Genomic DNA, 22,033 nt, shown 5'->3' with positions numbered 1-22,033 from the left:
GACAGTGCCGGCGTCTTCGCCCGACTCCTGCTCCAACTCTTCGGCCTGGGCGCGGAACCGCTCCCGCAGGTCCGGGTGGGCCGCTTCGACGGCCTCGACCACCCTCGCCGGGCCGGCCCCGGCACCCAGGCCGTCCAGTCCTCAACGAACGGCTTTGATCAGCACTTCCCAGTCAGAGCCTAGGAGCGGATGTGCGTGCGGGCTTGCTCGATCCACCCCAACACGGCCTTGGCACCGCAGCTCTCGGCGACCGACTGCGCCTCGTCAAGGTGGTGGAACGCCGCCGCAGGGTCGCCGGTTTCGGCCGCGAGGTAGGCCAGTGCCACCAGGCCAGCCGCTTCCCCAGGCCTGAAGCGGATCTCACGGCGCAGTGTCACCGACTCGGTCAACCTCTCGCGGGCCTGATCGAATCGGCCTGCATCCCTGTCGGTGAAGCCGAGATGCCGAATCGCATAGGACATCGTCATCCGGTCGTCGACGGTCTTCGCCAGCGCGTACGACCGCTCGAAGTACGGCGTGCCGGCGACGCCGTCGCCCTTGACCACCTGGTGCCAGCAGCCGACCCAGAACAACGCGTCCGCCTCACCCGACGCATCCCCCAGCCGCTCGTACAACTCGGCCGCGCGCTCAAACAGCACCAGTTCCTGGTGGTTCTCTTCGCGGTCGTTCAGGAAGCGGACGTGCAGCACCTTGCCCCGCGCCATGGCAAGCGGCGCCTCGACCGAGTCCAGCACCTCATCGGACCGCTCCAGCGCGGCCGTGTCCCCGCCGAACATCGCCGCTTCGAACAGCTCTCCCGCACGTTCGATCCAGTTCTGCCCTTGCATACCCCTGCCCCTCCCCGCCGGACGATGACAGCGCCGAGGCTATCTCCGCGCACCACGCGAGAGGCGGGCGAGCGGGCCAGTGCTGACCCGCTCGGCGGCCTGGACCCCTCCACCGCCGTCGTGGCCGCGGCCGGGGTGAGCCGGGTCGTGGCGGTCACCTACGGTGGTCCGCTCGCCGACCGCGTGGACACCGAACTGGCCGTGCGGGTCGCGCAGTACACCGGCGCCGAGCAAGTCTGCACCAGGGCGGTCCGAGCGGTCGTGGAGGACTCCGGCCCTGGGCCGTGGCCCGGTGTTCGGACGGGCTGATCACCGCCCTCGTCGCACTCCGCGGACCCCAGGACGTCACGTCGGGGATCGACCGGTCACGGTGGGCCGGGACTGACCGGCGCGGCTCACGAACCGGGAACCAGGTCCGTGACGAGCCGCTCCAGGAAGGGCAGGGTCCGCTGGCTCCAGACGGCCAGCGCGACCGACGCGGCCACGGCGGTCAGAGCCACCGGGCCCAGCGGGGTGCAGCCGAAGAACTGACTCACTCCCGGTGTCTCGATGAGCGCGACCAGAACGGCGGCCGAGCCGAGCGAGGTGAGACGCACCAGCGTGCTGTCCCGGCGGTCCAGGAGGGTCTGCACGAGCTGGGTGCCGACCACCGCGGCCAGCGCCATCGTGCCGGAGCGGCGGGGCGTTCCGGGCGTGACCCGACCGAGGAGCCAGGCAAGCAGAGCGCCGGCGCTGGTCGTCAGGGCCCGGTGCCGGATCTGCTCGGTCAGGGGCGCTCCGAGCACGGCCGACGGCGCTCCGGGATCCGACCGTTCCTCCGGCTCCTTCGGCGTGACCGCCACCGCCATCGCCGGGAACAGGTCGGTGAACAGGTTGACCAGCAGCATCTGCCGGGTGGACAGCGGGGCCCGGCCGGCCAGCAGGGTGCCGAGGACACCGAAGCCGATCTCGCCCGCGTTGCCGCCGATGAGGATCGCGACCGCGTCCGCGACGCTGTGCCACAGCGCCCTGCCCTCGCCCACCGCGTCGATCAGCACCGTCAGGTCGTCGTCGGTGAGCACCAGGTCGGCGGCGTTGCGGGCGGCGGCGGAGCCGTGGGCGTTGATGCCCACGCCGATGTCGGCGGCGCGGATCGCCGCCGCGTCGTTGGCGCCGTCGCCGACCATGCCGACCACCCGCCCGGCATCCCGCAGCGCCTCGACGACCTGCAACTTCTGTTCCGGTGCCACGCGCGCCACGACACCCGCGTCACGCAGCATCCGGGCCCTGCCCGCGCGGTCGGCCGCGGCGAGGTCGTCCCCGGTCACCACGACCGTGTCCGCGGGCCAGCCCAGCTCGGCGGCGATCGACCGGGCGGTCTGCGGGTGGTCGCCGGTGAGCATCACCGGCCGGATGCCCTCCTCGTGGAGACCTCGCACCAGGGCCGTGGAGGTCTCCCGGGGCGTGTCCGCGAGCCCCAGGAGTCCGACGAACTCCAGGTCCTCCAGGGGCTGTTCCAGAACCTCCTGGGCGTGCTCACCGGCACCGAGCCGACGCTGGGCGACGGCCAGGACGCGCAGTCCCCGGCCGGCCAGCTCCTGTGCGACCTCCGAGGCGTCCTCGGAGAGCCCACGACAGGCGGGCAGCACTGTCTCCGGCGCTCCCTTCAGCACCAGCACCCGCGCGTCGGCCCCGGCACGGCCGACGGCTGCCGCGTAGCCGCGGGCCGCCTCGAACGGCAGCCCTTCGGTCTGCTCCCAGTCCGGGTCGGGCGCGGCCGCGTCGAGGACCGCCGCGTCGGTGACGTGCTCGGGCGGCTCGGATCCGTCACCGACCTGCGGGCAGGCCCGGGCCGCCACCCGCACCGTGTCGGCCGCCGCCTCGTCGCCGGCCGCGAGGACCCTCCCGTCCGCGCCGGTCGCCCGGGCCAGGCGCAGTTCGTTCGCGGTGAGTGTCCCCGTCTTGTCGAAGCAGACGGTGTCCATCCGGCCCAGCGCCTCCAGTGCGCGGGGCGCCCGGACCAGGACCCCGCCCCGGCTCAGCCGCCGGGCAGCGGCCAGCTGCGCCACCGTCGCCACCAGCGGCAGCCCCTCCGGTACGGCGGCCACGGCGACGGCCACGCCACCGCCGACCGCCTCCCGGATCGGGGTCCCGCGCAGCAGCGCCAGACCGGTCACCACGGCGCCGCCCGCCAGCGTCAAGGGCAGGGCCTTCGCGGTGAGTTCGTGCAGCCGGGCCTGGACTCCGGCGGCCGGGGGCGTCCGCGCGGCGAGGTGGACGGCGCGGGCGGCCTCGGTGCGCTCGCCGGTGTCGACCACGACTGCGCGCGCATGACCGGCGGCCACCGTCGTGCCCTCGAAGACCATGGAGTGCCGGTCGGCCACCGGGACGTGCGGGGTCGCGGCGGTGTGCTTCTCCGTCGGCACCGACTCGCCGGTCAGCGCGGACTCGTCGACCTCCAGGCCGTCCTCCGAGAGGACCCGTGCGTCGGCCGGCACCACGTCGTCGGTGTGCAGGTCGATCACATCGCCGGGGGACAGGCGCACCGCGTCCACGGTGTGCGTCTCCGGATCGCCCGGGGCATCCGCAACCCGGGCCTGCCGCTTCTGGTCCGCGAGCAGCCCGGAGACGGCCTGTTCGGCCCGCAGCCGCTGGATACCGCCGACCAGCGCGTTCAGGTCGAGCGCACCGACCACCAGGAGCGCGTCCACCACCGAGCCGACGATCGCGGACGCGGCCGAGCCGACGGCCAGCACCGGTGTCAGCGGGTCGTCCAGTTCGCTGCGTACGGCGTGGGCGAGCCGCCGGGTCCACCGCACCGGCACGAGCACCGGATGTCCGGACGGCTCGGTGGCCCGCTGCCGTTCCTCGGGCGGTACCGCCTCCCGCTCGTGCTCCAGCCGCTCCAGGGTTTCCCGCGGCCCGAGTTCGTGCCAGTGCACCCGGGCCCGGGGGTGCGGCGCCTCGGCCCGCGCCACCCGCAGGGCCGCCCGGATCGCCGAGAGCAGCGCGGCCGCGGCGGCGCCGTCGACCGGCGCGTGCCGCAGCCCGGGCAGCGCGACCAGCCGGCCGCGTCCGCCGCGCGACTCGCCGACGGCGACCAGCAGCCCGGAGAGCGTGGCACCCGACCGGGCCAGGGTCCCCGAGCGACGGCCCACCCGGCGCGCTGCCGGTATCGCGCTGAGCAGCCGCCACACATCGGGCAGTCCGTGCAGAGCGAGGGCGTCCGCGCTCCACACGACCGCGCTGTCCGTGTCGGTGAGCGCGACCGCGATGTCACCGGCGAGCAGACCGGCCAGCAGCACCTGGTCCCGGGCCGACCACAGCCGGGCCACCGTGATCACCGCGCCGGCGTCCTCCGGCAGCGAGTGGACCACGTCGTCCAGGGGCCGACGGGCGTCCACCACCTGGTCGGCGAGGCCCGTGAAGTCCTCCAGCGCCGGGTCGTCCACCAGCACGACCCGCAGTCCGGCTTGCCGGGCGGCGTCCAGCACCGGTTCCGTCCAGGGATCGGCCTCACCGTCCTCGGTGCGCACCGCCGACGGATGCAGCACGATCGTGCCGGCCAGTTCCAGTTCCCGCAGCCGCTCCGGATCGCGGACGAGGAGCCCCGAGCGGGCCAGCACGGCACCGAGTACCGCCTCGAAGGCGGTCGGCCCGTAGCGGGCGGCCTTCGGCGAGCCGGCGAGCACCGCCTCGGCGGCCTCGGCGACCCGCTGTTTCACCAGCAGCGTCGCCGCCGCGCCCAGCACACTGCCGGCGGTGGCGTGCGTGGCGTACTCCTGGGCCGGGGTGGTGCGCAGGGCCGGGCGCGGCCGGGCACCGTCGCCGACGCTCGGCCGGCCCGGGGTGCACAGGTCGTCCTGGAAGAACTCGAAGGCGGACGCACGGGCGACGGTGTCCGCGAGCTGGCAGCCGCGCAGCGCCGCGTCGAGCAGCAGCGCGGTGGGCGTCTGCCCCGCGGCGTGGGCCGCGGCGTTCACGCAGGTCAGCAGCAGGTCCGTGGCTTCGGCGCCCAGGCGGGCGCGGAGCAGTCCACGGAAGCGGGGGTTCTCCCGCAGTACCGTCACCAGTGCGGTCACCACCCGCGGGGAGGGCGGCAGCCGCAGGGTGTAGGCGGTTATGCCCACGCCGGTGCCGACGAGATCGGCCGCGAGGGTCGCCAATGCCGCCCGGATCCCTCTCGGGTCGGCCGGGTGCGTGACCTCCTCGGCACCTTCTTCGGCCGCCACGAGACCGTGCCGGGCGGCGAGGTCGGCTGCGCGCTGCGCGACCTCCTCGGTGACCGCCTCCTCGGCGGCGGCCACCACCAGGCGGCCGAGGCCCTCGTCCCAGTAGGCGAACAGGACGTCCGGGTGTTCCGTCAGCACCTCGGCGACGTGCGCGGCGAGCCGGTGCGCGCCGCCCGCGGCCCGGGCCTGCTCCGGGTCGGCCGCGCGTAGGGAGAGGTGTGCGCGGGCGCCGGACCGCCACTGCCAGTCGGCGCCGGCCAGTGTGTTGCGTGCCGCCCGGGTGAGCCGGGTGGCCGTGTCCAGGCTCCGGACACCGGTCCGTGCGGTCCCGGCCGCGGCTCCCGCGACCGCGCCGACACCCTCCGCGGCGACCCCGGCCAGCAGCCGGGGCGCCGCGGACAGGGCTCGCGCGGCCACGGACGGCACCGCCGGCAGACCGAGCGCCATCACACGTCACCCGCAGCCCGCATCAGCTGGACGGCGGCGGGACCGGCGCACCGGGCCCCGCGTCCGGCTCGCCAGCCGACTCGGCATCGGCAGGCGGGGAGAACGGAACCGGCGCGGCGGTGGCCGGCACCGACTCGGCGACGGGCAACGGCCCCGGTTCGAGGCCAGTCACGTCCGACTCGGCGGTGGATGAGGTTGGTTCGGCGGCAGGTGTGCCCGACTCGGCGGTAGATGTGCCCGGCTCGGCGGCAGGTGCGGCCGGCTCGGCGACGGGCGACGGGCCCGGCTCGGCGTCGGGCGTGTGCAGCGCCGCCGTGGGCGGGGCCGATTCCGAGGCGGGTGGGCTCGGCTCGGTGTCGGGCGTGCCCGGCCCTGCGGTGGGCAGGCCCGGCTCGGTCGAGGGCGCTGTCGGGCCGTGGGTGTCCGGCTCCGGCATCTGGTCCTCCCGTACCGGGCCCGGCGCTGTGGTGCCCGTGGCCGTCTCCTGCGCCGTCGCCGCGTCGCCCACGGCCACGTAGGCGCCGCGACCGGGGCCCGCCGTCGGGTCCCCGGTCGCCTCCGGCGGCGCCGTCCGCACGCTCTGCCCCGGCCGGGGCTGGGTGAGCCAGGCGATCGCCGCACCGCTCAGCGCGACGGGCCACTCCACGACGCCGGCCACGCCCAGCACACCTGCTCCGGCGTACACCGCCATCCGACGGCTCCGGGGCGAGACGGCGCCGATCTTGTCCAGCGTTCCTTCGGCGGCCCTGGTGACGGCCCCGGCGCCGGGCACCCTGCGCACCGCCGAGGCCGCGTTCCGCAGGGGCGCGGTGAGGGTCGAGGACGACTTCTGCTCAGCCATGACTACTCCTCGTCAATGCCGAGATCAGACTCTCTGCCCGCCGAGTTCCCCGCACGGCGGTGACCATACGGAGTAAATCGGGCATGTCGAAAGTCTCGCCCGATAGTGGTGGGCTCGCCCCTGTCGCGACCCTTCGTGCCCCTTGGTCTGTCACTTGGTCTGCCCCTCGGTCTGCCCCTTGACCTGGGCATGCCCGCATCCCTGGGCTCCGTCTTCATAAGGAGACGCTGTCTCCCTGTGTGGGCGTCATTCCGTCCTGGACGCCGTCAGAGCCCGTAAGGACGTTCTCCCGTGAGCCGGCCCGTCGTCACCCGCTTTCCCGCAACGTCCTGGTCGTCGAGGATTCCGAGGGACCGACCGGGCTCGGCGAGGTGCCCGGCGGGGAGGCGCGCGGTGAGCCCAGAGACCGCCAATAGGCCCTGCGACCTGCCATGGCTCTCGGGTGTCGCTCCGGGCAAGGACGTCCGTTGCAGACCCTGGGCCCGTACGCGGCGCGGGTGGGGCTGCCCGGGGTGTGGACGCACTCCTCGCCGTGATCCGGGGTAGGCGGTGTGGCACCCGACGGAAGGATCGTCATGACCACCTATGTGATCACCGTGCCCGGCACCTTCACCGCAGGCGTCGACGAGGCGGCACGGCAGCGGCTGGGGCGGGCGCTGCGGCCCGCGGATCCGCACGGCACCAGGATGGGCAGCGCCGAGGACCTGGACGTGCTTGCCGTCAACGACGACGACACCTTCGCCCTGCGGCTCTCCGTGGAGGCGGACAGCAACGCCGACGCGGAGCGTGAGGCGCGGCGGCTTGCGGACACCGCGATGCGGGACGCCGGGATCGACGCGGACAGTGTGCCGCTCGGCCCAGCCGTGATCACCGGCATCGACTCCGAGATCGCCTGACCTGCCGGTGAACTCGACACGCTGGCCGGTGCGTGCAGGGACATCGGGCACGGGCCCGGTGGGGGCGATGCCGGCAGTCGTTCCTGACCTGCTACGGCTGCCCCGGCGCGCTGGTGATGGAGCGCCACCTCCCGGCTCTGCTCCCCCTGGCTGAGGTCCTGCGCGAGGACCTTCAGCGCCGGGGTGTCGAGCGGTGGACGGCCCGGTACGCGGCGACCTGGCAGATCCTCACCCGCGGCATTCTGCCCCGCTTCAGCCCGGCCCGCTTGCGACGCCGCGTCGGGCCGGTGCCCGTGCCGCGGTCAGGGCCCGGTTGAGGGTGTTCTCGGTGGGGCTGATTCGACTTCCTGGTGGGCTCCGTCACAGCCAACAGCCCACTACCGCAGGCGCGATGGGGCAGGCGCGATGGGGCAGACCTGAAACCCCGTCGCCGCCGCGGCGATCCGATGGCGGCAGGGCAGAGGCGGGATCCGGCCTGTGGGCGGTGGGCGCGTACCGCCGCTCAGTCCATCTGCTTGCGGCGTAGGTCGCTGACGGATTCGCCGAACTCGCGTTTCAGGGACCTGCCGAGGTGTTTGGTGTCGTGTACTCCCCACCGTGCTGCGATCGTGGCCGTGGAGATGTCCGCGGAGGCGGGGTCGAGAAGGTCTCGGCGGATCCGTAGCAGGCGTTCATGGCGGACCCAGGCGGCGAAGGTCAGGTCACTGCCCTTGAAGAGCGCATGGAGGTACCTGACCGAGATGTGGTGCTGGTGGGCGACTCGCTCCGCACTGAGGCGGGGGTCGCTGAGCTGGGCCAGCGCGTAGGCGCGTATGCGGTCGGCAAGGTCGCTGGCGACGGACGCCCGCTCGGGGGTGATGTCGGCGAAAGCGGCAAGGAGGAGTGCGGTGAGCGCGTCGGCCAGATACGTACGTGACACACGCTGACGGGGAAGGTCCTCGTCGGCTGCGGACAGGGCGTGGCCGAGCAGTCTGCCGATCCCGCTCTGAGTGGATATGGGGAGCGCCGTGCGCCGGCTGATGGAGTTCGCGTGCCTGCCCAGACTTGCCCGGGGAACGCAGAGCACAGTCATGTCACTGGGGTCGGCACCGATGAGCCGGTAGGGCCGGGTGTTGTCACAGGCGAACAGTTCACCGGGTCTCACGGCCGTGGTCCGGTCGTGCTGGGTCGCCGTGACCGGGCCGTGGTGGTGCAGAGTGAAATGCATCCACTCCACGTCGCTGGAGGTGATGCTGCGGTTGTCCCGCGTCACCGTCGCGGCGGTGGCCTGGATACGGGCGACGACCACGGGTCCGATGACCGCGTGGTCCACCACGGCTTCGAACCCCTGCGGACCGGGATCGGTGACCCGCAACGGGGCGAACAAGGCCGAGGCGACTGCCTCGAACGACTCGGTTCCCCTTAATCGGGAACCCTTGCGGTCGGTCATGCCGATGTACTCCCAGCCCCCTGTGCGCATGTGCGGTTCAGTCCCAATTGTGCACCGTGCGCGAACTGGGGAGTCACAGTGCGCATATGGGTGCTCGCGGACCGTGAATTGCGCCTACGGTTCGTCAACGAGCGATCGACGGCCGGGCGGAGCGGGCCGGCGACGCACACACATCTCGTCGACACCTGGGAGATCTGCATGATCAAAGGTCGTATCGCAAAGGCATTGGCCTCAACGGCGCTCGTCCTGGGGGGAGCGATGACGCTCGCACCGAGCGCGGTGGCGGACAGCGGCTCGTCGGTGACCGCCCTCCCCGCGTCCAGCGACTCCGCGCTGGCCTCGTGTCTGGGCCAACGGGTCACGGGCAGCGCGGGCCATCAGGGGAACAAGACCTGGTGCACTTCGGGACGGTACCGTGAAGTGATCAAGTGCGAGACCCTGGGCGGCTACCAGTACACGCACTACGGTCCCTGGGTGTGGGCGAGCGCGGAGAGCGTCGCATGGTGCAACCTCGGCGACAGGATCATCGGAGACTATACGGAGTGGGGGGCCTGAGGCTCCTTCTGAGGACGCCCGATCGGTACGCATCGACCCACGCCGGCGAGTTCTGTGCGGAGATGAACCGGAGGTTGTCCGGTAACCGGTGATGCGGTCGGTGCGTCCGCCGGACCTTGAACCATGCGGTCACGCGATCCGCGACAGGACAGCGGCCGATGCCGCTTCGCGGAAACGGCTCAGTACCACAGCGGCCACCGCGGGCGCCGCACCCAGCACGTCCGCGATGACGGCCGTGCCCTGCGCGCCACGCGCGATACGGTCCGGCAGGAATCCCGGCGCCGGCACGCAGGGCGCGACGGCGCCCCGCTCGCAGCCGAGCGCCCAAAGTTCGCGTACCGCGTCCTCGGTGCGGGGCAGAGATGCGGAGGCGAGCGCAGGTCGCACGGCGCACCGACCACCGGTGTGCCGCCACTCCCGTGCGATGTCAGCGATCACTGCGAACGCCTCCGGGTCCGTGGACTCCGCCGGGGCCGGCACGACCCCGGTCGAGGACCTGTCGGCGGACGTCAGTCCCGCCTCAGGAGGTTCACCGGGTTCTTCGGTCCATGCTCGGTTCGCTTAGCATCTGCGTCCATGTCCGAATCCGTGAACGTCCTTGACTGGTTGCAGCACTGGTATGCCGCGCAGTGCGATGGAGACTGGGAACACGAATGGGGCGTGACGATCGGGACGCTCGACAACCCGGGCTGGACCGTCAAGATCAGCCTTGAGGAGACGGACTTGGCGGACCGGGAGTATCCCCGGCAGCAGGTCACCCGGGGTGAGCAGGACTGGGTGATGGCCTGGACGTCCGAGAAGGAGTTCCGTATCGCGTGTGGGCCCGGCAACCTGACCGAGGCGCTCACGCTGTTCCGTGCCTGGGTCGCCGAAGATGCCCCGTAAGGGCTGCGGCGGCCTTCAGGCCGCGAGCGGTAGGAGATCGCGTTTGCGCTCACCGACCGCCTACGACCGCTGACCTTTGGGCCCGATCATGAGTTGGACGGTGCCAGGGTGCGCATGACATCGAACTCGTTGCCCTCGGGATCGGCCATGACCACCCAAGTCCGGCCGGGGCCCTGGCCCACGTCCACCTTGGCTGCGCCGAGGCCGAGCAGCCTGGCCACCTCGTCGTCGGTACTGGCGTCGATCGGACTGACGTCGAGGTGGAGCCGGTTCTTCACGGTCTTGCCCTCGGGCACCCGGACGAACACCACGGTGGGCGGCATCTGGCGGGCCCGGACCTCCTCGACGGTCGGCTGCCAGGAGCCGATCTCGACTTTGCCCTCGCTCCGGTCGATCACCTTGAAATCCAGGACAGCGCTCCAGAAAGCCGCGAGCCGCTCCGGATCATGGCAGTCGACAACCAACTCAGTGAACCTACTGGTCATTACTCCCCCAGACAGCGCCGATGTGGGCCTCAGCCTATGGGGTCGCGCCACCCTCCGGTCCGGGATTACTACGACCACCGATCCTGGGAATCGATCGGCGCGAAGCGCCGTCACCCGCGGAGATGAGCCCGGCCCGCGCGTAGCCCGGGCGTCTGCGGGCGGGCGGGCGCGACCGAGGCCGATTCGACGGACCTGGTGGATGCTGCGGGGTTGATCTCGGCCCGAGGAGGCGAGCCGGAGGATCAGGACGGCGTGGACGAGGCTCGTGATGCGGGGCGTCGAGCAGCGGCGCCTGCGCAGGAGTCGCCGGGACTTGAGGGTGGCAATGGCCCGCTCGACCAGTGCACGGACCTTTGCGTGGGCTCGGCTGGCGGTCTGCCGGCCGGTGGAGACGGGCGTGTTTCTCTGATCCGGGGCTTCGTCAGGCGGTCGTGTCGGCCGACACGAGTGAGGTGAGTGCGGCGTCGAGGCGGCGGGTGGCCTCCTCGGCGACCGGGTGCCGGGCGTCGAGTCCGGTGGGGGTGACCATCGTGTTCGGGTCGAAGGCCTGTACGGCGGTGCGGTCGCCGTCGCGGCTGACGACCACGCTTCAGGGCAGCGGCAGCCCGATGGAGCGGTCGGTCTCCAGGGCGCGGTGGGCGAGGGCCGGGTTGCGGGCGCCGAGGATGACGTAGTCCTCCATGTCTTCTGCGGTGCGGTCCGGCTGGGCCTTGAGGGCGGCGGTGACGTCGATCTCGGTCAGGATGCCGAAGCCCTGCGCGGCGAGGGCGTCGCGGGTGCGGGCGACGGCGGTGGCGAAGTCGGTGCCGAGCCGGACCGCGCGGTGTCTCCCAGGGAACTGCCCTGTCCCCGTGAATACCCCCAGGGGTATTAGTGCTACCGTCGTGGATATACCCCTGGGGGTACGTCTTCACTCGAAGGGAGCAACCCGTGTTCTTCGTCGACACCATCGAGGTGCCGGGACTCGGCAACCGCAGCTATCTCGCCGGCGGTGAGCGGACGGCCGTGGCGGTCGACCCGCCCCGCGACGTCGACCGGGTGATCGCGGCGGCCGCCCGGCGCGGGGTGCGGATCTCGCACGTCGTCGAGACGCACGTGCACAACGACTACGTCACCGGCGGCCTGGAACTCGCCCGCCTCACGGGCGCCGCCTACCTCGTACCGGCCGCGGCCCGCGTGTCGTTCGAGCGGACGCCCGTGGGCGACGGCGATGTCACGGCCCTCGACGCCGGCCTGACACTGCGGGCGCTGTCCACGCCCGGTCACACCCCGCACCACACCTCCTACGTGCTGGAAGAAGACCGCACGGCGGTCGCCGTGTTCACGGGCGGCTCCCTGCTGATCGGCACGGTCGGACGGCCCGACCTGGTCGAACCGCGCCTGACACGACACCTCGCCCGCGCCCAGCACGCCTCCGCGCACCGGCTGGCCACCGAACTTCCTGACGAGACAGCCGTCCTGCCCACGCACGGGTTCGGCAGCTTCTGCTCGTCCGCGCAGGCGGAGGGCGGCGACACCACGATCGGCAAGGAGAAGGCGTCCAACGAGGCGCTGACCCGGGACGTGGACGCCTTCGTCGCCGACCTGCTGGCCGGTCTGGACGACATTCCCGCCTACTACACGCACATGGGCTCGGCCAACGCGGCTGGACCCGCGCCCGTCGACCTGACGCCACCGGCTGGGGCCGACGCCGAGGAGATCGCCGCGCGGCTGGCGGCGGGGGAGTGGGTGGTGGATCTGCGCAACCGGATCGCCTTCGCCGCAGGGCATGTGTCGGGATCCTTCAACTTCGAGGCGGAAGGGCAGCTGGCCACCTATCTGGCCTGGCTGATTCCGTGGGGCAAGCCGGTCACGCTGCTCGCCGAATCGCCCGGGCAGCTCGCTGCCGCGCAGCGTGAGCTGGTGCGGGTGGGGATCGACCGGCCGGCGGCCGCAGCCACCGGTACCCCGGTCGACTGGGTCCGTGAGGGCGAGACACCGGTCTCCTTCCGCCGGGCGACGTTCGCCGAGTTGGCCGGGCGCGGGCGGGAGGGGGTCGTCGTCCTGGACGTCCGGCGTGGGTCGGAGCGGGCTGCCGGGTTCGTCGAGAGCTCGGTGCACATCCCGATCCACACCTTGCACCGCCGCCTCGACGACATACCGGACGGTGAGGTGTGGGTGCACTGCGCGGGCGGGATGCGCGCCGGTGTCGCCGCGTCCCTGCTGGATGCCGCCGGACGCACCGTAGTCGCCGTCGACGACTCCTTCGACGCGGCCGAGAAGGCAGGGCTGGCCGTCCGGGCCGCCTGACGCCGGCCAGTACGCACGGGCGAATCCGAGACAGGAGCGAGAAACCGGGATGAGTATCTTCCGACGGAGCAGGGGCAGAAGCCCTGGCCGTGTGAGCGTGCGGGAGGCGGCCGCGCGCACCGGCCACGGGAACGCCGTCGAGGGCGGCGGCGAGGCTGTGCTGCTGGACGTGCGCGAGCCGTACGAGTGGCAGGCGGGACACGCACCCGGGGCCGTGCACCTTCCCCTGTCGGCGCTGGCCGCCGGCGCGGAACTGCCCGCGCCGGCCCGGGCGCGGCCCTTGGTCGTGATCTGCCGCTCCGGAAACCGCTCCCGGCAGGCCGCCGAGCTGCTCGTCGCCCGCGGCTCGCAGGCCGTGGACGTGACGGGCGGCATGCGGGACTGGGCCGGAGCCGGGCTGCCCGTGGTGGACGCGCGCGGCGCGAACGGCACGGTCGCGTGAGCGCGGTCATACTCGCCCTGGCCGCGGGAGCGGTCATCGGTCTCGCGCTCGGGGCGCTCGGGGGCGGCGGCAGTGTCCTGGCCGTTCCCGCGCTGATTTACCTGCTCGGCTCCAGTCCGGTCGTGGCGACCACCGCGAGCCTGGTCATCGTGACGATCACGTCGGTCACGGCGCTGGTCGCGCACGCCCGTGAGGGGCATGTGCGGTGGCGTACGGGGCTGTTGTTCGCGGCGGCGGGGATCGTCCCGGCGACGCTCGGGGGCGCGCTCGCCGCCCACGTCCCGGCGGCCGTGCTGACGGCGGCCTTCGCGGTGGTCGCGGGAGCGGCCGCCGTGCGTATGATGCGGTCCCGGCGGGCCGGGGAGGGTGCCGTGGCGGTGCGGCCGGGGCGCGCCGCGGCAGCCGGTGCCGGGCTCGGCGCGGTCACCGGTGTCCTCGGTGTCGGCGGCGGCTTCCTCGCCGTACCGGCACTGGTGGGGGTGCTGGGCATGCGGATGCGCAACGCGGTGGCCACCAGCCTGATGGTCATCACCGTCAACTCACTGGCCGCGCTGGCGACCCGGGCCGACACGGTCGAGGGACTCGACTGGGCCGTCGTCGGCCCCTTCGTCGGGGCCGCGATCCTCGGCGCCTGGGACGGCAAGAAGCTGTCCGCGAAGATCTCCGGGCACACGCTTCAGCGGATCTTCGCCCTGGTGCTGCTGGCGGTGGCGGCCTTCATGCTCGCCGACGCGGCGGTGTGAGGCACACCGTGACACATGATCACGCCAGAGACAGGAACAGCTTCTCCAGCCGGGCCCGCATCGCCTCCGGGTCCTCGCCGTTCTTACGGCCGGACTCCATGTCCGTCACGCACTGCTGGAGCCCCGTCGCGATGATCGCGAAACCGGCACGGTCCAGCGCGCGCGAGGCTGCGGCGAGCTGTGTGACGACCTCCTCGCAGTCCCGCCCCTCCTCGATCATCCGGATCACACCGGAGATCTGACCCTGGGCCCGGCGCAGCCGGTTCAGTACGGCCTTCAGCTCCGCACCCGCAAGATCCAGTTCCACGATCACTCCTCGGAAAATACCCCTCGGGGTACTGTACGTCCCGGTCCGGGACGGCGTCGACCACCAAGGATCACACCTGCCATGACCAGTTCCCCCGCTCCCGTCGCCCTCCGCACCGACCAGGCCCGCACCCGGCTGCACGAACTGACCGTCATCGACGTGCGCACCTCCGCCGAGTACGCCACCGGGCACCTGCCCGGCGCCGTCAACATCCCCCTCGACCACATCCGGCGGGCGCTGCCGGAGATACGGCACGCCGCCGAGCGCGGTGACGTCCTCGTCGTCTGCGCCTCCGGGGCACGCTCCGAGAACGCCTGCAAGCTGCTGGCCGAGCAGGGCATCACCACGGCGACTCTCGCCGGCGGCACCGGCGCCTGGGCCGCCGAAGGGCACGACCTCCACACGCCGCCGGCCTGCGAAAACCGGGCCGGCTGGAGCATGGAACGCCAGGTCCGCTTCACCGCCGGCACGCTGGTCCTCCTCGGCCTCGTCCTCGGCCCGCTCGTGCATCCGGCCCTGCTGCTGATCTCGGCCGGCATCGCGGGCGGCCTCGTCTACTCCGCCCTCACGAACACCTGCGGCATGGCGGCCGTGCTCGGCAGACTGCCGTACAACCGGCCACGGGCGGCCGACCTGGACGCCACGCTCACCGCCCTCCGCAGCCGCTGAACGCCGAACGCGTCGTGGTCTTTCAAAAGAGCCTGTGACCTCCGCTTTTTCCGGCCTGCGCCCGGCCGGGACGCGTGCTCACGTATCGCACGGACCGCCCAAAGCGCCCCAGCACAGGCTCCATGCACCCACTGACACAGCGGGCTCCCACCACTACCGGAGCGATGGGTCTTGCGCTGGCCCCCGGCGCGCAGACCGACCCGGCCACCGGGGCACACGAGCGCGAACGGATCCGGCTCGGCGACCGGCGGTACGGGCGCAGCAGGGGTCATCACAGATTTCCCAGAGCGGCACAATCCGGCCGCACCACCCACAGGATGTCGGCCACGACGGCACGCGCGTTCGAGCGGCGTCGGACTGCGGTACCAGCCCAGTGCGTGCCCGGCAACCGGGAGGGAAGATGAAGTGAGCGGCGGTGCCCCGCCGCGACGTTCCCCTACCCCTCCGGTGACTCATGGCCTTCTTCGCGCTCTCCCGAACGCGACCCCTGACGCTCCTGTCCGCAACGGATCTCGCAATGGAGAACGAGCGGCTGGAGGGCGAATGCGGTCAGCTTCAGCAGGCTGTCACCTCGCACGCCGTCATCGACCAGGCCATCGGAGTCGTCGTCGTTCTGGGGAAGATCCCGCCCGAGGAAGCCTGGAGAGTCCTGCGGGACATCTCCCAGCGCACCAACACCAAACTGGCCACCGTCGCCCAGCACGTCCTCGCCTTCGCCCAGGGCGGCGAACTGCCCGACCCCGAACGTACCGAACTACATCAGGCCATCAGCCGCTACACCTGGCCCCGCACCACCTGACCACGGTCCCCCTTCGGGTGGGTCCTGGCGCCACGCACCGGTGTCTGAAAGACACCTGCGGGCCATCTGGAGCGGTGTGATCACGTTAGGGCTCGTCAGTTCTCCGAACTAGACCAGTCGTGTCGGCGTTCCGGTGGCCCCTGCACACGGACATGGCCCTGAGTACATCTCGCTCCGGGCCGTGGCGCGTTGCGGCGCAGCCGACCGGGCTACTGGTCCGGGTCTTGGCGCAGGTCCAGGAAGAAGCGCAGTCGTACCCCGGGCTCGCGGGATGGGACCCGGCTGGGGTGGCTCTGGCCGACGTGCCGGGGCCCAGTGGCCCGCTACCCGCCTCATACCGCAGGTGGCTCTGGTGCTGTGCCCGGTCACCGACATTGACGTCACTGCCTGACGAGCAGACCGAGGCGAGCGGCCAGGCAGCCCAGACGGCGACCTGGTCGGCGGCCTGGCCTTCGGCACGATCACCGCGGTGCTACGCCGTCCCTGATCAAGGCGCCGTGTCCCGCGGAGAGGCGGGCGGCCGGACGGACACGGGCCCGAGCCGCGGAGACCGGCCCGTCGAGAACGAAGGGCCGCGGGCCGAGGGGACGATCCGAACGTACTGCCGAGCTCCGGCCGTCCAGGATGCTGTGGCAGGACTGGGCCGATCGGCCTTTACTGGAAAGTGAGGATCATCAGAATTCGCGACCGAATCGTTTCGCCGACGCCGGATGCATCGCCAAGGCAGGAGGTCGTGCCATGGACCCTCCTCCGCGGGAGCGCGACCTACCGCACCTCGTGGTCGACCGCCCGGACCGGCTGCGCGGCCGGGTCTTCGTCATCGACGACCAGCCGATGCTGGTCGGGCGGGACTCCGACTGCCAGATCCAGGTAGGTGATCCGGGCGTCAGCCGACGGCACGCGGTGGTGTGGCGGGCCTCGGGCCGGACCACCGTCGTGGATCTCGCCTCCACCAACGGAACCATGCTGAACGGTCACCCGGTGCTCGGTCAGCAGGTGCTGCACTCGGGCGACGTGCTGGATTTCGGGCCCATAGAGGTGCATTACGAAGAGCTGTGCTCCGCCGACCGCACCGTTCAGACCCCGAAGCCCGGAGCCGACGGCAGCCCGATCCGTACCTCGGACACCATGCCGGGCTGGAGCCCCGTCCCTGAGCCCGGGCGCACGCCGTACGGCGCTCCCGCCGCAGGGCCACCCTCCGGCCCGCCGGGCCGCCTGGCACCGCGCGAGGCCGGCCGTACGCCGCCCAACGGCGAGCGGCGGTTCGACATCGGGGAGCAGCAGGCCGACCGGCTGAGCAATGTCGCCGGGGACCAGTACAACTATGTTCAGCAGGCACAGCGCGAGGGCTTTTTCAAGGAGATCGCCGCGACCCGTACCAGGGCGCGACACCTGATCATGCTTGGCTTCCTGCTCTTTCTGATCGGGGGCGGGATCTACGGCTGGGTGATCATTCGATTCATTGCCAGGACCAACGACGATATTTCGTCGGGGAGTTCGAACTTCGGCTCCGCTCCGGAGCTGCTCGGACCGGAGGTGGCCGGGGTGCCGGTAGGTGCGGTCGGGTTCGCGATGGCGGCGATCGGGACGGTTCTGACGGTCATCGGGATCGTTCTGCACATCGTGACGACGTCCCGGCGCCGCCGCTTCGAGGATGCCGAGCGGCAGGCGTCCTGGCGGCAATGGTGAGGAGACGGGGAGCCATGTCCTTCAATATCGGCAACCAGCAGGGCGGCGTGGTCAACAACGTCGCTGGGAACCAGACCGTTCGCGGTGGCCAGTCGGCCGTCTTCACAGCGGGCGGCCAGGAGGTGCGCGGCCTGGTCCGGGAACTGAGGGCGTCGATCGAGCGGACGGCGTTGCCGCCGGCAATCGAGCCCGAGGTGCGGGCCGAGCTGGACTCGCTGGACGAGGAGGTCGCCCGACCGGAGCCGGACCGGCAGGCAGTGGCGGGCCGACTGGGCCGGATCACCCATCTGTTGTCCTCGGCGGGTGCGCTGGCCGCAGCCAGTACCGGACTGATCGGGCCACTCGGATCGCTCGCGGGCTGGCTCGGCACACTTGGACAGCCGATCTTGCGGGCGATCGCTGGTTAGCCGCTCACCGTAGGAATGTTGTGGGAGGCGGGCCGAGCCACATCCGGATCCGACCTGGAGACTGCCCGTCCTTCAGGCGCGAGCTCCCACCCAGGTGGCAGGATCAGCGTGTGTCTCTCATGAGCAAGCTTCAGATCAAGCCCGGTCAGAGCGTCGCCGTGCTGGGCAAGCCCGACGACGTCCCTCTGGAGATCGAGACCGTCGGCGAGTCGGCTTCGGTTGATGCGGTGCTCGCCTTCGTGACCACCTCCAGTGATCTCCTCGGGGCGGACACGCGGGCCGCGCTCGCCGCGGCACGGCGCGATGCTCTCGCCTGGGTGGCCTACCCGAAGGGCGGGAAGCTCGGCACGGATCTCAACCGCGACACTCTGGCTGCCGCGCTCAGCGAGCACGGCGTGCGGCCTGTGCGGCAGATCGCCATCGACGGCATCTGGTCGGCGCTTCGATTCCGACCCAGCCACTGATATCCGGCCGCGCTTCGCGGGACGAGGAGCGCGATGCCGTCATAAGGAGCCGACCTCTCGTCGAGCGAGGGCTGGTCCCGTCCGGTTCGCGCCAAGCCCTTGGCTGACCCGTTCCCGGCAGCGTGTGAGGGTGAGTCGGCCGCTGCTCGATCGACGCTGCCCGCTGCCGGGTTCTCGTCCCTGGTGGCCTGGAGGGAGTGCGGCCTGTGGGGCGCAGGTGCGGGGCGAGGTAGCGGTGCCAGGCCTTCGGCTACCGGCCCGTCCGGGCGGCGGCGGCTGCCAGAAGCGCGATGGCCAGCGTGTCGTAACCGTGGTAGGTGACCTTGAGCAGCACCGGTCCGGAGCGGTGCTCGGGCCGTGGCGACCAGATCGGCTGGGATGGGCGGACATCCGAATTCTCAGTCGGTCGGGTCCGGTGCGTGAGAACGCCGCTCGTCGTCTACAGGGATCTGGTCGGCGGGGGCCCTGTCGAGCCGGTCGAGTTCGTCCCGGCCCCCGACGATCGCTGGACCACAGCCTGGCGGCAGACCGGAGACGACCAGAGCAACGGTTTCCTCGGCGGTGTCCGCTTCCCCGACGATCTGGGAGCGGGACGGTCCAGCGACGAGGTAGCGTCCGCCAGGAAGGTGCATGATGAACGGAATGTCCCAGGACCAGTTACCGGTGCACCTGCTGAAGTGCAGGTCCTGGTGGCTGCTTGAGGGATGGAGCTGTCGGAGAAGGGGCTCGGCGTACGCGGCTCGCACCAGTTCGGTGTCCATGTACTCCGTGTGGAGCAGTCGTTGCCACGCAGCCTCCACGACGCTATCCCGACCAGGTGCGGCTTCATCGGAAGGACGCGGCACATCATCTATCCATCCCATGCGCCCATTCTGCCGTCTCGTGCGCCGACTGGCTTTTTGCCCGGACCAGTTCACGGAGAGGTCCCGCGCAGATGCCGGAGATCTCGGTCGATCGTCGAACCGCTTCCGGCACTTCCGGCCCTGTGTGGACTGGTGGCACGCCAAGTCAACGTCCCTCTCGGCTACGCACGTGTGTGGATGAGCGCCTGAGTGGCGGCCCCACGGCGGCCCGAGCTGGCGGAGGTGGTCGACCTGCCGGTGGCCCCGGGCAGGATCAGCCCGAGGGCGCCGACGAACTCCACGATGCCGACGAAACGGACGGCGCCAGGCGAGAAGCCGGCCACCCAGGGCAGCTTCTCGACGAGCTTGTCCTTGGGCTGGGTGGACACCGCCGGCCCGCCCAGGTGCCTGGATGCCGACAGCTGCGACATCGGCTCGCGTACCTCGGGCGGGTCCGGGGACAGGTGTGCGACCTGCTCGGGGGCGGTCCGGAGGGAATGCTTTCGGGGCCGCCCCGGGCCAGGTGTTGATGACGAAGTGCGCGGCGTAGATACCGGGATGACAGGAGGACAGGAGGACGGGTGCTGATGGGCTTCAGAGACTGAAGACGAGTTCGGCCTGGTCGCGCTTGGTGGTGTGCAGGTCCCAGTAGACCGGGGAGATCTCCTCGGGCTGGGCGGTCGGGAATCCGGGGATCGCCGGCGTGCCGATCGACACGTTGATGGCGACGTGCGCCGCCTGGACACCGGTGCCGTCCAGCTCCTTGTGCAGGTTGATCACCCAGTTGCGCAGCGCCGCGGCGGCGGCGTTGACGTTGGCGACCTGCGGTACGGGGTCGACGGAGCCGGCGCCGGTGGTGAACAGCAGGGTGCCCGCACCGGCCTCCCGCATGGCGGGCAGCACCGCACGGGTGGCGTCGATCGCTCCGTAGAGCTGGAACTCCATCTCGTGCTGCACGTCGGCCGGCTCGGTGGCGCTCGGAGTGGTCATGACGGTCTGGAGGCCGCCCACCGGGGAGTACTCCAGGACGTCGACGGCGCCGAAGTGCGTAGCTGCATCCTTGAGTGCCTGGGTGAGGGCGGGGCGGTTGAGGACGTCGGCGGGGAAGGCGGCAGCGGTGATGCCCTCGGCGGCCAGCTCGCCGACGAGGACCTCAAGCTTGGCCCGGTTGCGGGCGATCAGTGCGACGTCGTAGCCGTGAGTGCCGTAGGTGCGGGCGATGGCGAGACCGAGCTGAGGACCGGCGCCGACGATGGCGATGGTGGGCATGAGAGCACCTTTCACTGACTGGGGTGGCGGATAGGGCTATCCGTTTCATTTCCGGAAAGCCCTATCCGGTTCGCTGTCCACCGTAACACGAGAATCGGATAAGGCATTCCGGTTTGCTAGTCTGACGTCATGAGCCCCGAAGACCCGCACACCGAAGCCAGCGCTGGCGCGACTGTTTCCGCAGGTCAGTCCAAGCGCAGCGACGCGGAGCGCAACCGTGGGCGGATCATCGCCGCCGCGCGCGCCGTCTTCGGGCGCGACGGGCTGAACGCGTCGATGGCCTCAGTCGCACGAGAGACCGGGGTCGGCATCGCCACCCTCTTCCGCCACTTCCCCCGCAAGGAGGACCTGCTCGCCGCGGTCTTCGCCGACCGCATGAAGGCATACGCGCAGGCCACCGAAGCAGCCCTGGCCGATCCGGACCCGTGGCACGGCTTCACCCGCTACATCGAGACCGTCTGCGCGATGCAGGCGGCCGACCGCGGCTTTGCCGACATCCTGACCATGAACTTCCCGGGCGTGCCGGAGCTGGAGAGCTATCACGCTCAGGCGTACGAGGGCTTCCTCGAACTCATCCGCCGCGCCAAGAACAGCGGGCAGTTGCGCGAGGACTTCACCAGCCGCGATCTCGTGCTGCTGCTGATGGCCAACGCCGGAGTCCTCAGCGCCACGGCCGACGCCGCCCCGGACGCCTGGCGCCGCCTGGTCGCCTGGATGATCCAGTCCTTCCAGGCTCCGGCTCGCGGCCGGCTGCCGGACCCGCCGGAAGACGCTGCGCTGTACGAGGCCATGCGCCGTGCCAGCCGGAGCGCCACCGTCCCCGAGACTGGAAAGCGACGCTGAACCAGTGACCGGTGGGACAGGGCGACCGCGATGAGGCCGTACATCGTAGTGGTCTTGTCGGTGGTCGGATCCGCTTGGCAACCCCACGGAACATCAACCGTTCCGCACGTTCGCATAACGGGGTTCACCAGTACTGCGCCAGGCGCTGGAGCGGTCCTCTCGGGTCGTGGTGAACCAAGTCCGCCTGGAGCGGCCGGGAACGCCCGGGGCTGGTGCGCCTGCGGGACGATGTGATCGTCCTGCACGCGATGCGCTGGCCGTTCCGCCGTGAGTGCCGTGAGTGCCGTGAGTTCCGTTTCGCGCCGCGCGGACCGGCCCCGCGCCGTCCAGCGCCGCGGCCTCGTAGAGCTCCCCGGGAATGGCCGGGAGCGCCGCGTACAGGGTGATCATGTTGTAGCCGGTGAACTCCCACGCCACGACGTTGGCGATCGAGGGGAGCAGGTGGCCGGCCGACAGGAAGTCCGGGTTGGCCGGTCCCATGTGCTCGGCGAGCTGGGTGAAGGTGCCGAACTCCCGGCCGTACATGTAGCCCCACAGGAGGCCGGCGCCCACCACCGCACCGGCCCGTTCGGCCGGCGCCTCGGGCCTGTCGTGCGCACCCTGCTGCACCGTTCCCACTGTCCGGTGGTGCTGGTGGCCTCGTTGAACTGACAGGGCCTCAACGACTCCCGTAAAGGGGGACGTTCGGCCCTGT

General features: G+C 71.5%; 23 protein-coding genes and 3 pseudogenes. 13 read left to right on the top strand and 13 right to left on the bottom strand.

What is annotated here, in order from left to right:
• Nucleotides 1–179: 179 nt before the first annotated feature.
• Nucleotides 180–827: a tetratricopeptide repeat protein gene (locus tag AAW13_RS21080; protein WP_046729431.1), complete on the bottom strand. Its 648-nt coding sequence runs from the start codon at nt 825–827 to the stop codon at nt 180–182.
• Nucleotides 828–851: 24 nt separating this feature from the next.
• Between AAW13_RS21080 and AAW13_RS21075 the strand changes: the two genes are divergently transcribed.
• Nucleotides 852–1,136 carry a hypothetical protein gene (locus tag AAW13_RS21075; protein WP_143145024.1) on the top strand — a complete coding sequence of 95 codons (285 nt, stop codon included), beginning with the start codon at nt 852–854 and terminating at the stop codon, nt 1,134–1,136.
• A gap of 86 nt (nt 1,137–1,222) precedes the next feature.
• Here the strand turns inward: AAW13_RS21075 and AAW13_RS21070 are convergent, their stop codons facing one another.
• On the bottom strand, nt 1,223–5,485 hold the full coding sequence (locus AAW13_RS21070) for a cation-translocating P-type ATPase (protein ID WP_046729433.1): 4,263 nt from the start codon (nt 5,483–5,485) through the stop codon (nt 1,223–1,225).
• Nucleotides 5,486–5,507: 22 nt separating this feature from the next.
• Nucleotides 5,508–6,326, bottom strand: coding sequence for a hypothetical protein (locus AAW13_RS47625; protein ID WP_143145023.1), 819 nt, complete (start codon nt 6,324–6,326; stop codon nt 5,508–5,510).
• A 575-nt stretch (nt 6,327–6,901) separates the two neighbouring features.
• Here AAW13_RS47625 and AAW13_RS21060 point away from each other — a divergent pair.
• A complete protein-coding gene (locus AAW13_RS21060) occupies nt 6,902–7,222 on the top strand; it encodes a hypothetical protein (protein WP_046729434.1) in 321 nt (106 codons plus the stop codon).
• A gap of 502 nt (nt 7,223–7,724) precedes the next feature.
• Here the strand turns inward: AAW13_RS21060 and AAW13_RS21050 are convergent.
• Entirely contained in the window at nt 7,725–8,651 is a 927-nt protein-coding gene (locus tag AAW13_RS21050) for an AraC-like ligand-binding domain-containing protein (RefSeq protein WP_240528668.1), read from the bottom strand.
• A 258-nt stretch (nt 8,652–8,909) separates the two neighbouring features.
• Here AAW13_RS21050 and AAW13_RS45610 point away from each other — a divergent pair, with 258 nt between their 5' ends.
• Nucleotides 8,910–9,206 carry a hypothetical protein gene (locus AAW13_RS45610; RefSeq protein WP_143145022.1) on the top strand — a complete coding sequence of 99 codons (297 nt, stop codon included), beginning with the start codon at nt 8,910–8,912 and terminating at the stop codon, nt 9,204–9,206.
• Between the two features lie 129 nt (nt 9,207–9,335).
• Here the strand turns inward: AAW13_RS45610 and AAW13_RS21040 are convergent.
• Nucleotides 9,336–9,728 (bottom strand): annotated as a pseudogene (locus AAW13_RS21040) (CbiX/SirB N-terminal domain-containing protein); the annotation flags it as partial.
• A gap of 54 nt (nt 9,729–9,782) precedes the next feature.
• Here AAW13_RS21040 and AAW13_RS21035 point away from each other — a divergent pair.
• Nucleotides 9,783–10,091 (top strand): immunity 53 family protein, encoded by a 309-nt coding sequence (locus tag AAW13_RS21035; RefSeq protein WP_046729438.1) that lies wholly within the window; start codon nt 9,783–9,785, stop codon nt 10,089–10,091.
• Between the two features lie 86 nt (nt 10,092–10,177).
• On the opposite strand, the gene AAW13_RS21030 is transcribed toward AAW13_RS21035, so the two are convergent.
• From AAW13_RS21030 to AAW13_RS21025, 3 genes and pseudogenes are all read right to left on the bottom strand, one after another.
• The gene (locus AAW13_RS21030) at nt 10,178–10,576 is read right to left on the bottom strand and encodes a VOC family protein (RefSeq protein ID WP_046729439.1); all 399 of its coding nucleotides are present in this window, start codon (nt 10,574–10,576) and stop codon (nt 10,178–10,180) included.
• A 222-nt stretch (nt 10,577–10,798) separates the two neighbouring features.
• Nucleotides 10,799–10,945: pseudogene (locus AAW13_RS44950) on the bottom strand (IS5/IS1182 family transposase); the annotation flags it as partial.
• 52 nt (nt 10,946–10,997) lie between these two features.
• Nucleotides 10,998–11,441: pseudogene (locus tag AAW13_RS21025) on the bottom strand (DUF302 domain-containing protein).
• Between the two features lie 65 nt (nt 11,442–11,506).
• Here AAW13_RS21025 and AAW13_RS21020 point away from each other — a divergent pair.
• Genes AAW13_RS21020 through AAW13_RS21010 form a run of 3 tightly spaced genes read left to right on the top strand, consistent with a single transcriptional unit; the run spans nt 11,507 to nt 14,050 of the window.
• A complete protein-coding gene (locus tag AAW13_RS21020) occupies nt 11,507–12,865 on the top strand; it encodes an MBL fold metallo-hydrolase (protein ID WP_046729440.1) in 1,359 nt (452 codons plus the stop codon).
• Nucleotides 12,866–12,914: 49 nt separating this feature from the next.
• The gene (locus AAW13_RS21015; RefSeq protein ID WP_046729441.1) at nt 12,915–13,307 is read left to right on the top strand and encodes a rhodanese-like domain-containing protein; all 393 of its coding nucleotides are present in this window, start codon (nt 12,915–12,917) and stop codon (nt 13,305–13,307) included.
• Entirely contained in the window at nt 13,304–14,050 is a 747-nt protein-coding gene (locus AAW13_RS21010; protein ID WP_046729442.1) for a sulfite exporter TauE/SafE family protein, read from the top strand. The genes AAW13_RS21015 and AAW13_RS21010 overlap by 4 nt, the downstream gene beginning before the upstream one ends.
• Before the next feature lie 19 nt (nt 14,051–14,069).
• Here AAW13_RS21010 and AAW13_RS21005 read toward each other — a convergent pair whose 3' ends face one another.
• Nucleotides 14,070–14,357: a metal-sensitive transcriptional regulator gene (locus tag AAW13_RS21005; RefSeq protein WP_046729443.1), complete on the bottom strand. Its 288-nt coding sequence runs from the start codon at nt 14,355–14,357 to the stop codon at nt 14,070–14,072.
• Nucleotides 14,358–14,438: 81 nt separating this feature from the next.
• Here AAW13_RS21005 and AAW13_RS21000 point away from each other — a divergent pair, with 81 nt between their 5' ends.
• The 5 genes from AAW13_RS21000 to AAW13_RS20975 all read left to right on the top strand — a co-directional run bounded on the left by AAW13_RS21000 (nt 14,439) and on the right by AAW13_RS20975 (nt 18,385).
• Entirely contained in the window at nt 14,439–15,026 is a 588-nt protein-coding gene (locus tag AAW13_RS21000) for a rhodanese-like domain-containing protein (RefSeq protein ID WP_046729444.1), read from the top strand.
• A gap of 517 nt (nt 15,027–15,543) precedes the next feature.
• Nucleotides 15,544–15,825, top strand: a complete 282-nt coding sequence (locus AAW13_RS20990) for an ANTAR domain-containing protein (protein WP_338059055.1) — start codon at nt 15,544–15,546, stop codon at nt 15,823–15,825.
• 738 nt (nt 15,826–16,563) lie between these two features.
• Nucleotides 16,564–17,514, top strand: a complete 951-nt coding sequence (locus AAW13_RS20985; RefSeq protein ID WP_046729446.1) for an FHA domain-containing protein — start codon at nt 16,564–16,566, stop codon at nt 17,512–17,514.
• A 14-nt stretch (nt 17,515–17,528) separates the two neighbouring features.
• Nucleotides 17,529–17,921, top strand: coding sequence for a hypothetical protein (locus AAW13_RS20980; protein WP_046729447.1), 393 nt, complete (start codon nt 17,529–17,531; stop codon nt 17,919–17,921).
• Between the two features lie 119 nt (nt 17,922–18,040).
• Nucleotides 18,041–18,385 carry a hypothetical protein gene (locus tag AAW13_RS20975; protein ID WP_046729495.1) on the top strand — a complete coding sequence of 115 codons (345 nt, stop codon included), beginning with the start codon at nt 18,041–18,043 and terminating at the stop codon, nt 18,383–18,385.
• A 398-nt stretch (nt 18,386–18,783) separates the two neighbouring features.
• Here AAW13_RS20975 and AAW13_RS20970 read toward each other — a convergent pair whose 3' ends face one another.
• From AAW13_RS20970 to AAW13_RS20960, 3 genes are all read right to left on the bottom strand, one after another.
• Nucleotides 18,784–19,248 carry a DUF6193 family natural product biosynthesis protein gene (locus AAW13_RS20970; RefSeq protein ID WP_276207595.1) on the bottom strand — a complete coding sequence of 155 codons (465 nt, stop codon included), beginning with the start codon at nt 19,246–19,248 and terminating at the stop codon, nt 18,784–18,786.
• Nucleotides 19,249–19,409: 161 nt separating this feature from the next.
• Nucleotides 19,410–19,658, bottom strand: coding sequence for a DoxX family protein (locus AAW13_RS20965; protein WP_052768549.1), 249 nt, complete (start codon nt 19,656–19,658; stop codon nt 19,410–19,412).
• 163 nt (nt 19,659–19,821) lie between these two features.
• Nucleotides 19,822–20,496, bottom strand: a complete 675-nt coding sequence (locus tag AAW13_RS20960) for an SDR family NAD(P)-dependent oxidoreductase (protein WP_046729448.1) — start codon at nt 20,494–20,496, stop codon at nt 19,822–19,824.
• 129 nt (nt 20,497–20,625) lie between these two features.
• Here AAW13_RS20960 and AAW13_RS20955 point away from each other — a divergent pair, with 129 nt between their 5' ends.
• On the top strand, nt 20,626–21,339 hold the full coding sequence (locus tag AAW13_RS20955) for a TetR/AcrR family transcriptional regulator (protein WP_046729449.1): 714 nt from the start codon (nt 20,626–20,628) through the stop codon (nt 21,337–21,339).
• Nucleotides 21,340–21,432: 93 nt separating this feature from the next.
• On the opposite strand, the gene AAW13_RS47800 is transcribed toward AAW13_RS20955, so the two are convergent.
• Nucleotides 21,433–21,948 (bottom strand): carbohydrate ABC transporter permease, encoded by a 516-nt coding sequence (locus AAW13_RS47800; RefSeq protein WP_046729450.1) that lies wholly within the window; start codon nt 21,946–21,948, stop codon nt 21,433–21,435.
• Nucleotides 21,949–22,033: the final 85 nt, after the last annotated feature.

Source organism: Streptomyces humi, from assembly GCF_001005085.2.
Taxonomy (GTDB): domain Bacteria; phylum Actinomycetota; class Actinomycetes; order Streptomycetales; family Streptomycetaceae; genus Streptomyces; species Streptomyces humi.
The sequence above is the reverse complement of the archived record's forward strand: the minus strand, read 5'-3'. Positions and strand labels throughout refer to the sequence as shown.

Coding starts and splice junctions, on each gene's coding strand:
- AAW13_RS21080 (WP_046729431.1), bottom strand. CDS start 827: ATGCAAGGGCAGAACTGGATCGAACGTGCGGGAGAGCTGTTCGAAGCG.
- AAW13_RS21075 (WP_143145024.1), top strand. CDS start 852: ATGACAGCGCCGAGGCTATCTCCGCGCACCACGCGAGAGGCGGGCGAG.
- AAW13_RS21070 (WP_046729433.1), bottom strand. CDS start 5,485: ATGGCGCTCGGTCTGCCGGCGGTGCCGTCCGTGGCCGCGCGAGCCCTG.
- AAW13_RS47625 (WP_143145023.1), bottom strand. CDS start 6,326: ATGGCTGAGCAGAAGTCGTCCTCGACCCTCACCGCGCCCCTGCGGAAC.
- AAW13_RS21060 (WP_046729434.1), top strand. CDS start 6,902: ATGACCACCTATGTGATCACCGTGCCCGGCACCTTCACCGCAGGCGTC.
- AAW13_RS21050 (WP_240528668.1), bottom strand. CDS start 8,651: ATGACCGACCGCAAGGGTTCCCGATTAAGGGGAACCGAGTCGTTCGAG.
- AAW13_RS45610 (WP_143145022.1), top strand. CDS start 8,910: ATGACGCTCGCACCGAGCGCGGTGGCGGACAGCGGCTCGTCGGTGACC.
- AAW13_RS21035 (WP_046729438.1), top strand. CDS start 9,783: ATGTCCGAATCCGTGAACGTCCTTGACTGGTTGCAGCACTGGTATGCC.
- AAW13_RS21030 (WP_046729439.1), bottom strand. CDS start 10,576: ATGACCAGTAGGTTCACTGAGTTGGTTGTCGACTGCCATGATCCGGAG.
- AAW13_RS21015 (WP_046729441.1), top strand. CDS start 12,915: ATGAGTATCTTCCGACGGAGCAGGGGCAGAAGCCCTGGCCGTGTGAGC.
- AAW13_RS21000 (WP_046729444.1), top strand. CDS start 14,439: ATGACCAGTTCCCCCGCTCCCGTCGCCCTCCGCACCGACCAGGCCCGC.
- AAW13_RS20990 (WP_338059055.1), top strand. CDS start 15,544: ATGGAGAACGAGCGGCTGGAGGGCGAATGCGGTCAGCTTCAGCAGGCT.
- AAW13_RS20985 (WP_046729446.1), top strand. CDS start 16,564: ATGGACCCTCCTCCGCGGGAGCGCGACCTACCGCACCTCGTGGTCGAC.
- AAW13_RS20980 (WP_046729447.1), top strand. CDS start 17,529: ATGTCCTTCAATATCGGCAACCAGCAGGGCGGCGTGGTCAACAACGTC.
- AAW13_RS20975 (WP_046729495.1), top strand. CDS start 18,041: ATGAGCAAGCTTCAGATCAAGCCCGGTCAGAGCGTCGCCGTGCTGGGC.
- AAW13_RS20970 (WP_276207595.1), bottom strand. CDS start 19,248: ATGGGATGGATAGATGATGTGCCGCGTCCTTCCGATGAAGCCGCACCT.
- AAW13_RS20965 (WP_052768549.1), bottom strand. CDS start 19,658: ATGTCGCAGCTGTCGGCATCCAGGCACCTGGGCGGGCCGGCGGTGTCC.
- AAW13_RS20960 (WP_046729448.1), bottom strand. CDS start 20,496: ATGCCCACCATCGCCATCGTCGGCGCCGGTCCTCAGCTCGGTCTCGCC.
- AAW13_RS20955 (WP_046729449.1), top strand. CDS start 20,626: ATGAGCCCCGAAGACCCGCACACCGAAGCCAGCGCTGGCGCGACTGTT.